Source organism: Burkholderia sp. BE17 (genome assembly GCF_009362305.1).
Taxonomy (GTDB): Bacteria; Pseudomonadota; Gammaproteobacteria; order Burkholderiales; family Burkholderiaceae; genus Burkholderia; species Burkholderia pyrrocinia_C.
In genome coordinates this window covers 25,308-37,144 of sequence record NZ_WHNU01000005.1, presented here as the reverse complement: position 1 = coordinate 37,144, position 11,837 = coordinate 25,308, and the positions used below count along the sequence as shown (strand labels likewise).

General features: G+C 62.8%; 10 protein-coding genes. 9 read left to right on the top strand and 1 reads right to left on the bottom strand.

Translation table 11 applies throughout. The features are described from left to right. Positions 1-189: 189 nt before the first annotated feature. The 8 genes from GD429_RS06525 to GD429_RS06485 all read left to right on the top strand — a co-directional run bounded on the left by GD429_RS06525 (position 190) and on the right by GD429_RS06485 (position 10,734). Positions 190-684 carry a hypothetical protein gene (locus GD429_RS06525; protein ID WP_152856213.1) on the top strand — a complete coding sequence of 165 codons (495 nt, stop codon included), beginning with the start codon at positions 190-192 and terminating at the stop codon, positions 682-684. Further along, positions 677-3,517, top strand: coding sequence for an IS1096 element passenger TnpR family protein (locus tag GD429_RS41805; protein WP_321574434.1), 2,841 nt, complete (start codon positions 677-679; stop codon positions 3,515-3,517). The genes GD429_RS06525 and GD429_RS41805 overlap by 8 nt, the downstream gene beginning before the upstream one ends. Before the next feature lie 140 nt (positions 3,518-3,657). After that, positions 3,658-4,011 carry a hypothetical protein gene (locus GD429_RS06510; protein WP_152856212.1) on the top strand — a complete coding sequence of 118 codons (354 nt, stop codon included), beginning with the start codon at positions 3,658-3,660 and terminating at the stop codon, positions 4,009-4,011. A gap of 281 nt (positions 4,012-4,292) precedes the next feature. Beyond that, positions 4,293-4,508 carry a hypothetical protein gene (locus GD429_RS06505; RefSeq protein WP_152856211.1) on the top strand — a complete coding sequence of 72 codons (216 nt, stop codon included), beginning with the start codon at positions 4,293-4,295 and terminating at the stop codon, positions 4,506-4,508. 54 nt (positions 4,509-4,562) lie between these two features. After that, the gene (locus tag GD429_RS06500) at positions 4,563-4,823 is read left to right on the top strand and encodes a hypothetical protein (RefSeq protein WP_152856210.1); all 261 of its coding nucleotides are present in this window, start codon (positions 4,563-4,565) and stop codon (positions 4,821-4,823) included. 223 nt (positions 4,824-5,046) lie between these two features. Beyond that, positions 5,047-6,195 carry a hypothetical protein gene (locus GD429_RS06495; RefSeq protein ID WP_152856209.1) on the top strand — a complete coding sequence of 383 codons (1,149 nt, stop codon included), beginning with the start codon at positions 5,047-5,049 and terminating at the stop codon, positions 6,193-6,195. A 350-nt stretch (positions 6,196-6,545) separates the two neighbouring features. Next, positions 6,546-6,923, top strand: a complete 378-nt coding sequence (locus GD429_RS06490; protein WP_152856208.1) for a hypothetical protein — start codon at positions 6,546-6,548, stop codon at positions 6,921-6,923. Positions 6,924-6,945: 22 nt separating this feature from the next. Further along, entirely contained in the window at positions 6,946-10,734 is a 3,789-nt protein-coding gene (locus GD429_RS06485; RefSeq protein ID WP_152856207.1) for a hypothetical protein, read from the top strand. Positions 10,735-10,977: 243 nt separating this feature from the next. Here GD429_RS06485 and GD429_RS40925 read toward each other — a convergent pair whose 3' ends face one another. Then, positions 10,978-11,157, bottom strand: coding sequence for a hypothetical protein (locus GD429_RS40925; RefSeq protein WP_227791559.1), 180 nt, complete (start codon positions 11,155-11,157; stop codon positions 10,978-10,980). Positions 11,158-11,167: 10 nt separating this feature from the next. Here GD429_RS40925 and GD429_RS40920 point away from each other — a divergent pair, with 10 nt between their 5' ends. Continuing rightward, positions 11,168-11,437 carry a hypothetical protein gene (locus GD429_RS40920; protein ID WP_227791558.1) on the top strand — a complete coding sequence of 90 codons (270 nt, stop codon included), beginning with the start codon at positions 11,168-11,170 and terminating at the stop codon, positions 11,435-11,437. The last annotated feature ends 400 nt before the right edge of the window (positions 11,438-11,837 follow it).

Genomic DNA, 11,837 nt, shown 5'->3' with positions numbered 1-11,837 from the left:
CCTAGACAGCCTGACCGCCGGAGTAGTTGGGTTGAATGCGGGCCGCCGACATGAGAACGAGGCGGCCCGATTTTTTTAGCGGCAGCTCTTGTCTGCTAACTCCTATTAGCAGCCTGCTGTTTAATTGCTAGAATACAGCAGTTGCGATTTGAATATTTAGGGCCACTCCCTTTTAGCCCGCCGACCCTCATGGTGCTCCGCCGTTCCGCCCACCTGCCCGCACGCGTCACCCGGCGCGATACCCTCGGGCGCACCCTGCTCGATGCGCTCGGCCAGCCCGCCCGAGTCAATGCGGGCGCTGCCGGGTTCACGCTCGCACCGTGCTCCAGCGACGCGTGCAGTCCGCTTGAACTCGGGCGCCTGCAGGATCAGCTGCAGGCCGGCGTGCCGAGTGGGGCACAGGCGGGCCGGATCGGGCCGGACGTCGGCCCCGGTGGCGCCCGCGGGTACCGGCTCGCGCCCGACACTTGGACCAGCGTGTCCCCCAAGGGGACTTCCTGCGGGGCGCAACGGCCGCATCCAGGATCGGTGCGGGCCGCCAAGCAGGCCGCGCTTGAGGCCGCTGAACCACGCGAGCGCGAGCGTGTGCTCGGCCACGCGAAGATCCGCGATGCGATCGCGCTGCTCGAGCGCCACAGCTATTGCGTGATCGGCCCGGACGCGGGAGCGCCGTCGGATGGCTAATCGCCCGCAAGCGCTCACGGTGCCGCCGCCGGCGACCTACACGCGCACCGACTTCGCGGCGCTGCGCGCGCGCATCCAAGGCATTCCCGCGGCGACCATCGCGCGTCGCTTCTACGACGTCGAGGACGGCGCGGTGCCGGCCGAGGCCGACGCGGTCGAGCGGCATCTGACCGCGATGCGCGACGCGCTGGTGCGTCTGGCGCTCCTGAACGGTTCCGCGGCGTTGGCCGAGCACCTGCGCGCGTCGATGCGGCAGCACGGTGAAGCCAAGCTCACCGCCTTGACGCTGCGCATGGTCGAGGACGCGGCCAAGCTCGCCGCGGCTGCGCCCGCGGCCGATCACGCGCTCACGCTGTGGTTCCGGCCACTCGTCGCGCAGCGCCTGATCGGGGAGGGGATCGCGACGCTCGGCGAATTGATTGCGTATTGCAACCGGCTCGGCGGCAGCTGGTGGCGCTCGATTCCCCGCATCGGTCCGTTGCGCGCGAAGACGCTGGTGGTCTGGCTGCGCCGGCACGAGGCGACGCTCGGCGCGCGCGTGGATGCCGACGTCGACGCGACGCCGCTCACGCCCGCACCCGATCGCGCGATCGTGGTCGGGCCGGGCACGCAAGGGCTCGCACCGCTCGAGCGGCTGGCCGCGCCGGTCGAGCTGTCGGGTGCGAGCGGCACCAACCGCGCGGTGGGGTTTCCGTTCATTCGCGCCGAGCACGACCTGGCCGCCCTCCACGCGTGGCTCGCGCGCTACCGCGACCGGCCCGCGACGCTGCGCGCGTACACGCGCGAGATCGAGCGTTTCGTGCTGTGGGCGCTCAAGGTGCGCGGCGTCGCGGTCTCGTCACTGCGCGTCGAGGACTGCGACGCGTACAAGGATTTTTTAGCGCAGCCGAGCGCCGACTTCTGCGGACCGAAGCGGCCCCGCGCGAGTGGCCGCTGGCGTCCCTTTACCGGCTCGCTGTCGGCCGACAGCCAGGCCTATGCGGTGCGCACGCTGCGCATGGCATTCGACTGGCTGGTCAAGGTGCGCTATCTGGCCGGCAACCCGTTCAGCGCAGTGACGCTGCCGGCCACGCTCACGCGCGAGTGGTCGCTGCAGGTCGATCGGGCGTTGTCTCCCGATCTGCTGCGCACGTTGCGCGACACGCTCGATGCGCGCTGCGCGCGGCCAGGTGAGGCGGCCGCGCAATGGCGGATCGCGCGCGCGGCGATCGGCCTGATGGTCGATTCGGGCCTGCGCCGCGCCGAAGCCGCGCGTGCGCGGCGCAGCGGCATCAAGCGCGTCGACGGCATCAAAGGGCAATCGGTGTGGACGCTCACGCTGGTCGGCAAGCGCAGCAAGGTGCGCACGGTGCCGGTCAGCCCCGCCACGCTCGATGCGCTGCGCGCGCACTGGGCCGACCGCCGGCTCGCGTGGGACGGGGGGCACGGCAGGGAAGTGACCGATGATTGCTCGCCCGACTTGCCCTTGCTGGCACCGCTGACGATTCCCGGCACGGCGGCGGCCCAGGCCCGGCACGGCGAGCGGCCGGTCGCCGAGGTCGATTCTTACACGCCCGATGCGCTCGGACGCCTGGTACGGACGGCGCTCAAGCGGCTGCAGGTCGAGCTGCAGCGTTGGGGCGCGTTGTCGCTGTGGGACGCCGCGCAGTTGCAAAAGACCAGCGCGCACGCGCTGCGCCATACGTTCGGCACCGATGCGACCGCGCGCGGCGTGCCGATCGACGTGGTGCAGCAGATTCTCGGCCACGCATCACTCGCGACCACGTCGATCTACGTGAAGGCGCAGCAGCAGCGCGTGCTCGAAGCGGCGCTCGACTATTACCAGCAGCAGGCGCGAGCGGTGCCCACCGAATCGGCGTCGCTCGCGCCGCAGTTGATCGGTGACGAAGATGGCGACGCCTTCCTTGCGCGCGATGATGACGAGGTGGCCGGGATGCGGTGCGCACCGATCAAGCTCACGCTGCGCGTCGAGAACGTGGCATCCACCGGGCGCGGGCGCGCGCGGACGATCCGCGCGCTCGAGGGCGGCATCCTGGCCGATCACGCGGCCGAACGCCTCGCGCCCGGCGTGTACGCGCTCAAGGTGCTGCACGAAGACGAGGCGGCACTTGACGTTGCGCTCGACGATCTATTCGAAGAGATCCGCGACGAAGCGCATCTGCACAATTGCGTGGCCGAGATCGATGCGCAGTGGGTGGGCACGGAGCGCACGTGGACCTATCGGGTGCCGGCCGGCAACGTGATTCCGTTTCCGGGCGGGGCGGGACGTTCGGCGTCGGCAGAAGGAGATATCGTCGAGGCGCCGCCCGGCCCGCGCGTGATGCGCCTGCGGGTCAGTCTGCAGGACGTGATGCCGGAAGTCTGGCGTCGCCTCGAAGTGCCGGCCGACATTTCGTTGGCCGCGCTGCACGACGTGATCCAGGCCGCGATGGGCTGGCACGACCGGCATCGCTACGGGTTCGGGTTTGCGGGGCCGGTTGGGGCGCTGAAACCGTTGGCAAGCGGGGCGGCCGACGTGCGGCTCGACGAGGTGGCCGCGATCAGTGCGGCGCTGACCTACACGTACGACCTCGACGACGACTGGCGCCACGCCGTCACGATCGAGGCGATTGGGCCGGCGACCGCGGACGCGCGCTATCCGCGCTGCGTCGCCGGCGCCGGGGCGTGCCCACCCGAGGACAGTGGCGGACCGGCCGGCTATGCGCAGTTGCTGCGCACGCTCGCCGGCCGGATGACCGACGAAAAGCGAGAACTGCTCGAGTGGTTGGGCGAGCCGTTCGATCCGGACGGGTTTCGGCTCGCCGAGGCGAATGCGCGGCTCGTTGTACTTTGACACTCGGAGAGCCGGCGTGCCCCTTGACTTCCTGTGAACCGTTGCGGCCGATCACTTCGCGGCGTTTCAATCACTCCTCGCTCGAATAGCTGTCGGGGTTCAGCTCGTGGTACTGAAAAATAGGACCGTTGAATCACGTGATGAAAGTTCGTACCATTTCTGTCGAAGCCGCAAGCGCCCAGCGCGCGGGGGGCCTCATTTCGGACTTCATGCTTCAACGCATCGCCGGCGGCTGGTGTGTGTTGCTCGTCGAGACGGGGCGCACGGATTCACTGGTTGCCGTGCAGCGGAAAGACGTCGACGCAACGGATGAGAACGCGGCAACGTTTCCGACCTCGGATGAGGCGTTGGCGATCATCTTTCAGATCGGCTTCGACATCGCGCGCAATGCGATCGGTATGTGGCGCCCGGAGCCGAAGCATATGGAGCGCCTTCAGAGTAAAACGATGGACGTGTTGAAAAGTGTCGTAGATGCACCGAAGAACGCCACATGACGACTCGCTAAGCAGGAGCGCTTGATGCGAAACTTTGTAATCGTGCTTTTGCTGATTGTGACGCACGTGTTGGGCCGAGCTTTAGTGCGGGTCGAAAACACGCGGTACGCCCTTTGGCTCGGAGTATGCCCGAACATGCGACAGATGACTGCGGCGATCGGGGACAACAGTTCGGGCCCTGACGCACTGAACTGTATGACGACGATTCAGACCCGCACCGGATGGTGGTGGCACCTTTACTATGCAGTGACCGACAACGGCTGAATATCGAGGAGGATGGGATGCGCAGACTCGCGGAGATTGCAGTCGAGGTGAGAAAAGACTGGCACCCCATCAACAACGGAGCCGCCGTGTCCGCCCTCGATGCGATGGCAACGATGGGGCTGGTCACGGAACCCTATGGCTTCGACCGCCATGGTTATGGCGTGACTGGCCAATTTCTATCGAACGCTACAGGATGGCGCGGCCCGGTAGCGCGACGCATAAAAGCGGAATAGCGCGCCATGTGTGCGCGATAGGATACGACAGCGAAGCAGCAGCCGGAGGTTGCGATGAAACGGGTGAATCGGTTCGCGGAGTACGAGGGCTGGAAGATCGAGGCGTCACCGACCATTTTGGCGAATCAGCGGCTCTTCGTCTCGGGTGTGATCGTCTCACGTGGTGACGAGCGGTTCATTTTCACCGACCTTGGCAATCGCGTTTATCGAGCCCAAGCCTGCGAACGCGGGATCGAATGGGCAAAGCAGTGGATCGACAACAACTACCGATACCGCACACCTCAGTCTCCGAATGAATCGCGGAAGTACCGATGAGGGGCCGTGGCCTTCGCAAAGCGGGGGACATGACGAACTCGGTTGAGCGTCTCCTGCTGCATTTCGTCTGAGCGTGCGGGAGATCATCCATCGCCGTCAGTTCGGTGTTCCTGTCGTTCGCCGGTTTCCACGCTGGGCCAGAGCGTCGCTACGTGCCGTGTCCCGTCTCGCGGACTAGATGCGGAACAAATATTAAGAAACTTGGAAAACAGCGGGATTCGATATGACGCGGACAGCATATTCAGAGCAATTCGGTCGTGAACTGGATGTAGAGCAATTGGCGCGCTTATGTACGGGCACCGCCTCGGATGCGCCAATCGATCTCGCGTCGCCGTTGATTCGGGAAGCGCTCGCTGTAGTGGTCCCGGAGCTCGAGTGCCCTTCGTGCTTCGCGACAGGTGCGATGTTTGTTCGCGGCGGCCGCAGCAGCAACGGGCGGGTGGTTCGACAGGCACATTTCCGCTTCGTCGGCCCCGGTGAACAGACAGCCCATCATCCGCTGTGCGACTTCTATCGCAACGACACCTCTGATGCGAAGCGCGAAGGTGGGGTCGATTTCGGCGAAGCAAAGTCCGCGTTGACACGTGCGATTGGCCAACTGGTATGCACGGGCATTGAGCGGCAAATGTTCAACCAGGTTGACATGCGCGCGCTCCGAAAGTGGCATTTCGAGCTGAGATCCGCCCATCAATTCCACATTAGTCGACCAGCAGCGGCCGTCAACTGGTGTATTCAGCTTGCGGCGCACCGTGCCCATGGGAGCAGCGTGCCTTTTCAGCCGTGCTTTGGCGATGTTCCTGAGTTCGACTGGAAGCACGCGGCACAACGGGAACTGTCGACTCGGTATAGCGAGGTCGTCGAGCGCTTCCTCGCACGGCTTCGACCTGGCTTCGGTTGGTTCAATGCGAAGGAGCGCGCGATCGCGCTCATCAACCAACGCATGGGCCAAACCATGTTTGATGCGACGCCGCTTGCAACGCACTACGAACGCGCGATCGCGTTGGCCGAATTTGCCGCCCTTCATTGGCAGCCACTTCGGCGGGCGTTTGGCCGCCCATCCCTGATCGGCGAGGAATCGAAGGGTGCCCCGGTTCTCGCGCTGTGCGCGCTACTGTTGTTTGTATCCGAATGGGACCTATCTCGGGCTGCGGCGAAACTCGTCGAGCTGATTTCCGCGCCACCGCCTGATGACTTAACACTGGGGAATTTCATCGGCTTGAATCCGTTTCACGACGTGCGGGCGCTACGGCTAATAAAAGCCGTCCAGGACGCCACGGTCGGACTCGAAAGCAACTTCGCTTACGAGGAAGAGCTTCGCGCGAAGATCCACGCACTGCAGACGCAGCACGCGGCATATCGTGCCGTCAGTTAGGCGATGTAGAGTGCCAGAATCTTCCCGATCCTCCGGGAGTTGCGCGTCGATGATCGACTACGGGGATACTTCAATGGATGATCAGCAGTTGGCTTCCGAGCTGGAGCAGCGCGACGCGGTAGTAGCGCATTTCTCACACCACGCCAACGTGCGGGAGGGGGCACCTCCCCGGAGGACCTGCAACCAGCAATCCGGGAACGGGTCCAGTGACGTCTGTCATGCTCGGTGCTGCTAGCTGGGCATTCAACGACGCCACGAGATTGACGTGTCGATCCAATCCGGTGTGCCGGCCATGCCCGGACCTTGCAGACCCAGGTTCTTCCGTCACCGTCGCCTGACTTACCCGACCTATGCTGAACTCTATTGTCGAAGACCGGACCGCTCAGTATCTCGGCGAAGCGCGTGACCTCGCGATATTCCTGCAGTTCGTCGACCGATGGGTCTCGGGAATGCCCGACCTCAGCTACAACATCCACCTGTTTCTCGGGAGAAATGGCGAGAACTGGCTTCTCAAGCCGGGCATCGCACACTACCGACGTGCAACGCAGACCACCGAGGCGCGCATGCCGGCCGAGTTCAAGCAGCGCGTGATTCCCTATCTGGAATCGACGCTCGATCTTGCCGAGGTCGATTGGCTTGCAATCGCGCAGCTTCACAGCGAGGCCGATCGCACCGTCGCTTCAGCAACTCAGCGCTGCGGATGTGATGTCCGACCGTCCGAACAATGAATCTGACACGGAATTCTCGAACATGTTTGAAATTACCCCCGAGGATATTGCCAACCTAGATGATCGGCAGCTCAGAACCCTCGTCGGCCGGTTATGTGAAGCGGAATTGCGTAGCCGTGGGTGTTCCACTGCGGCCGTCACTTGGGGGGGCGATCAGAATGCAACCGATGGCGGCCTTGACGTGAGAGTCAGCGTACCGAACCGAGAGTGGGATGATGGATTTATTCCTCGCTGTTGCACCGGCTTTCAGGTCAAGCGACAGGATATGCCGCCGGGCGCCATCACTGCGGAAATGCGCCCCAAAGGAGAACTCCGCCCGGTGATCCGGGATCTCGCTGAAGAAGAAGGGGCATACATCATCGTCAGCTCGTTGGGGACCACTAGCGATAGTGCGTTGGCGAAGCGTAAGAAGGCGATTACGGCGGCGGCCAACGGGCTAGCTGGCAAGCTTCATAGCGACTTCTACGATCGTACACGATTGGCGACGTGGGTGCGCAACCATCCAGGACTCGTCGTTTGGGTACGAGGCGCAATCGGCCGGTCAATCTCAGGCTGGGAAGCTTTTGGTCCATGGGCATACCCCGCTGGAGGAGTCGACGCAGCCTATCTGGTCGACAACGATGTCCGGATGCGAGACCGCTCCTCCGGCAATTCACGAGAGATGTCCGCGTTGGACGGGTTGCACCGCATTCGTGGAATATTGCGTCAAGCACCGGGCGTTGTGAGACTAGTCGGCTTGTCTGGGGTTGGGAAAACGCGGTTTGTGCAGGCACTTTTCGATGATCGCGTTGGTCAGGACGCGTTGGACCCCGCGCTTGCGGTTTACACGAATTTGAGCAACGACCCAGATCCGCAACCGTTCAAGCTCACGTCCGACCTGATTGCCAGTCGCGCTCGTGCAATCTTGATCGTCGACAATTGCCCTTCGGAGTTGCACGGACGGTTATCGGAGCTGGTGCGGTCCTCGGGCGGTAGCCTGAGTATCCTGACTGTCGAGTATGACATTAAGGATGACGTGCCGGAAGGCACCGAAGTCTTCGAGCTCCGCGCGGCGTCGGTTGGGCTCGTCGAAACACTTCTACAGAGCCGCTTCCCGAGGCTATCCGGCATAAACGTGAGAACAGCGGCCGAGTTCTCTTGCGGCAACGCCCGTATTGCGATTGCGCTAGCTAGTACGGTCAATCGAGGCGGCACACTCGCGAAACTAAGCGATGCACAGCTATTCGAGCGCCTCTTCGCCCAGCGTCAGGGCTTCGACAAGTCGCTCTTGGCGATGGCACAGGCCTGCGCGCTCGTTTACTCGTTCAACGCAGACGACCTATCCGACGGTCCTGATGCTGAGCTATACCGAATTGCTGGCCTGGTCGGTGCTAGTCCCGAACAAGCCCATGGGGCCGTCGCGGAGCTACTGCGACGAGACCTTGCGCAACGCCGAGGGAAATGGCGTGCGATTCTTCCCCATGCGCTCGCAAACCACCTCGCGACGAGTGCGCTGCAGAATCTCACCCTTGACCGGATCAATGAGGCTCTTGCGGGTGGTGCACCGGAGCGCTTGACGATCTCCTTTGCGAGGCGATTGGGCTATCTCGACAGCAGCGCCGAAGCAAGGAGTATCGTTGGTACATGGCTAGCCGCTCAGGGATGGATCGGCCAACACGTCTGGAATCTCAACGATTTTGGCAAGGCAGTCTTTCAAAACTGCCTCCCCGCAGCGCCCGAAGCCGGTCTGATAGCACTGGAAGTCAACGTGCCGCCAGTCGGCCCTGATCTAGCGCTGGACGGGCATGATTATGTTGCCCACGCATTGCGATCCCTAGCTTGGCGGGCCGACCTTTTCGACCGGTGCGCGACGTTGCTTCAGTTCCTTGCTGTCCACAGCAAGTTCGGCGCAGCAAGTAATATTCATACCTCGTTTTTCCATCTCTTCCTTTCAGGAACACATGCCTCGGCCGAGCAGCGGGTGCAAGTCGTGCGGAAGCTACTGCGGTCTGACAACGCAATCAAGCGCAAGCTTGGATTGTCAGCACTCCGAGCTTTGTTGTGTTCTCATTTTTTTACGTCGCAGTACGACTTCCAGTTTGGTGCGCATTCCCGTGACTTTGGTTATCACCCGGAAACGGCTTCGGACGTCCTGCATTGGTATAAAGCAGCACTCTCAGTGGCGGAGGAGTTTGCTCTATCCAACACTCCAGTCGAACGCGATGTTCAGGAAGTTATAGCGGCGAGTTTTCGCGGCCTGTGGGTGCAGGTGGGATTGCGTGATGACCTGGAGGTTCTAGCAAAACAGCTCGCGAAAAAGGGGTTTTGGAATGAGGGTTGGCACGCCGTGAAGCAGACCCGCTTCTATGATGAAAAGGACAAGGATTCTGAAAACTACGCGCGGCTGGGTGCGATGGCGAATATGCTACGACCGCGTAGTCTCGTCGAGCGAATCCGGGCTCGAGTGTTCTCGAGCAGCGGCTACGATCTGGACGAAGGTGACGCCACCGACGCACACAATTTTCAGCGGGCCGTGGAGCGGCAGAATGACGAGGTATTTGCCCTTGCCGCCGACGTCGCGAACGATCCGGCCGTGCTTGATGAGCTGATGCCCGAAATCTTGGGTGGCGGGTCGAATATATGGTATTTCGGTATGGGACTGGCGCGAGGCGCACTGGACCCGAAGGACCTATGGAATCGCTTGGTCACTGCGTTCGGGCAGATTCCCGAGGAAAATTGCGACTTGCGAGTTCTCAGCGGCTTCCTTCTCGAGCTCGCGAACGGGCATTCGCCGCTGCTTGGCGAATTATTGGACGAGGCCGTGCGGAAGGATCCGCTTGCATCGCATTTCCCTCAGTTGCTGCCGCCGGTATTGAATGTGCCTGATGGCATCGCGCGACTGCGCCGATCGCTTGAACTCGGAAAAGTGCCGATTGCACGTTACGTGGACATCCATTTCGGCCGGGCTGTTGAAGTGATTCCCGCCGTCGATATCGCCAGCTTTATTGTTTCTGTATCAAAGGTGAAAGACGGCATGCGGGTGGCGATACGAATGCTCGGCAGCCAGTTTTTCAGCGACATTCACGACAAGCGCCTGCACGCGGCGCCGATCGTTGAGGCTGGACGAACCGTACTGAGCGCCGTCGATTTCAATGACGTCGATGATGCGTTAGCGGACGATTACCACTTGAAGAGTGTGATCGATGTCTGTGCGATCGGGGAAGCGGGCCATTCCGTGGTGCTTACCCTCTGCGCGAACTTACGCCGGGCGTCGATCGACCAGCGGTTTGGGGTCTATCGTGGCGAGTTGCTGAAGTGTCTCGCCAAGTTGCAGCCGAGAGCAATGTTGGATGCCCTGTTTACGGGCGACGAAACCGAAGTTGCGGCTGGTGCCCGGCTGATCACGCGCACGATCCTTAACCATGGAAATCCGTTGGAGGAAGTGAGCGACGAATCGTTGCTCGCGTGGTGCTCGGAAGAGCCCGCCACCCGTTACCCGCTCATCGCCACCGTCGCGCCAGTGTTCGAGACGACAATCGAGCATCAACCACGGAACTGGCGACCGCTTGCTGCGCGGTTGGCTCATGAGGCGCCCGACGCGCAGGTCGTCATGAGCGCACTCGTCGAGCGGCTGCGTCCGATGATCTGGGGCGGTTCGCGCTCGACGATCCTGAGGGAGAACGCGATCTTGCTGAGTCGATTTGATACCCGCAGCGTCCCCTCGCTGTCCGCATTTATCGAACAGGAGAAAAGTGAGCTACTTCGAGAGGCAAGCGAGGACGCGGTGTGGGAGGCCAAGCGGGACCGAGAACGCGATGAGCGTTTCGAGTAGGAGGGTACTGCATCCATCCCATCGATTAGCGGCCTGTGACGGGCGTTAGCGAGGCGTCGACGAGCAAAGCCACGACTCGCCTTGCGCCTCGCGTGAGAGCCACGTAGAGGTGTTGCGCAGTCATGCGTTCGGGCTCATGGATGTCGCATAGCCCTGGCAGTACGAAACGCGGTCAGCAGACCGTGAATCTCGTCCGCCGATGCTGTACAAAGATATATCTTCAAACAGCACTAGCGCGCCATGTCATTCTTCACTTTCCGCGATCGCGATGACGCCGTCACGGCCATGCTCGCGCATGCCGGCGTCGGCGATCGCCATTTGCAAGGCTTGCTGAGCGGCATCAAGCGCCGCGCGCGCACGCGCGGTGATCGCGTTCGTGCAGTCGCTGGATCCGCCCCCGCCCGACGCGACGATCGCGACCACGCGCGGGCTGATGCAAAGCCTGTTTGGCCGCGCCGTCTCGGTCAACGATCTGCACCGCCACTTTTCGACGCCCGTTCGAAAGGCGGACGATCGGGCCGATCTGATCGCGCAGGCGCGCTGGTTCGATGCGCATCGCGAGCGCTTGCTCGAGGACGCTGGTCGGCTCATTGTCGAGCTCGACCTAGCCTGGATGCGGTTCACTCAGGACGCGGCGGACGAAGCCGGCCGCATCCGCCACGCGGAAACGGGAGCCGGAAGCTCGCGTGACGTGACGGGTTGACAGCTGGCGACCGCGTCGCAGAATGAGGCCTCCGATATTTGCCGCGCGCGAGGTGCTGGCGAAGGTCGCACGCACACTGATCCGCGGCAGCGTCACCGTGCTGCAGGGTGCCACTGACCGGCGACGACCTGCGCGTCGCGATCGCCTTGACCGCCAAGCAACGCCGCTACGCGTCCGAGAGCGAGGCGCGGGCGGAGGTCGCCGGCGGACGCCTGTACGCGTGACGGGGCGGGAGGAGCTTGCCGGGCGATCACCGGCATGTATCAGCCCGGCTTGCCGGTGTGATGACGGAACAAGAATTCGACTTTCGCCGCGATTCGATGGCGCAATCGAGCCGACGAGTATCCCGTATAATTTTCTGCCCTCGTGGGGGCCTCGCCGAGGCTCCGCATGGGCGACT

Excerpts from the sequence above, each read along its gene's own strand:
- GD429_RS06485 (WP_152856207.1), top strand. The coding sequence starts at position 6,946 with ATGTTTGAAATTACCCCCGAGGATATTGCCAACCTAGATGATCGGCAG.
- GD429_RS06510 (WP_152856212.1), top strand. The coding sequence starts at position 3,658 with ATGAAAGTTCGTACCATTTCTGTCGAAGCCGCAAGCGCCCAGCGCGCG.
- GD429_RS41805 (WP_321574434.1), top strand. The coding sequence starts at position 677 with ATGGCTAATCGCCCGCAAGCGCTCACGGTGCCGCCGCCGGCGACCTAC.
- GD429_RS40920 (WP_227791558.1), top strand. The coding sequence starts at position 11,168 with ATGCAAAGCCTGTTTGGCCGCGCCGTCTCGGTCAACGATCTGCACCGC.
- GD429_RS06490 (WP_152856208.1), top strand. The coding sequence starts at position 6,546 with ATGCTGAACTCTATTGTCGAAGACCGGACCGCTCAGTATCTCGGCGAA.
- GD429_RS06495 (WP_152856209.1), top strand. The coding sequence starts at position 5,047 with ATGACGCGGACAGCATATTCAGAGCAATTCGGTCGTGAACTGGATGTA.
- GD429_RS06505 (WP_152856211.1), top strand. The coding sequence starts at position 4,293 with ATGCGCAGACTCGCGGAGATTGCAGTCGAGGTGAGAAAAGACTGGCAC.
- GD429_RS06500 (WP_152856210.1), top strand. The coding sequence starts at position 4,563 with ATGAAACGGGTGAATCGGTTCGCGGAGTACGAGGGCTGGAAGATCGAG.
- GD429_RS06525 (WP_152856213.1), top strand. The coding sequence starts at position 190 with ATGGTGCTCCGCCGTTCCGCCCACCTGCCCGCACGCGTCACCCGGCGC.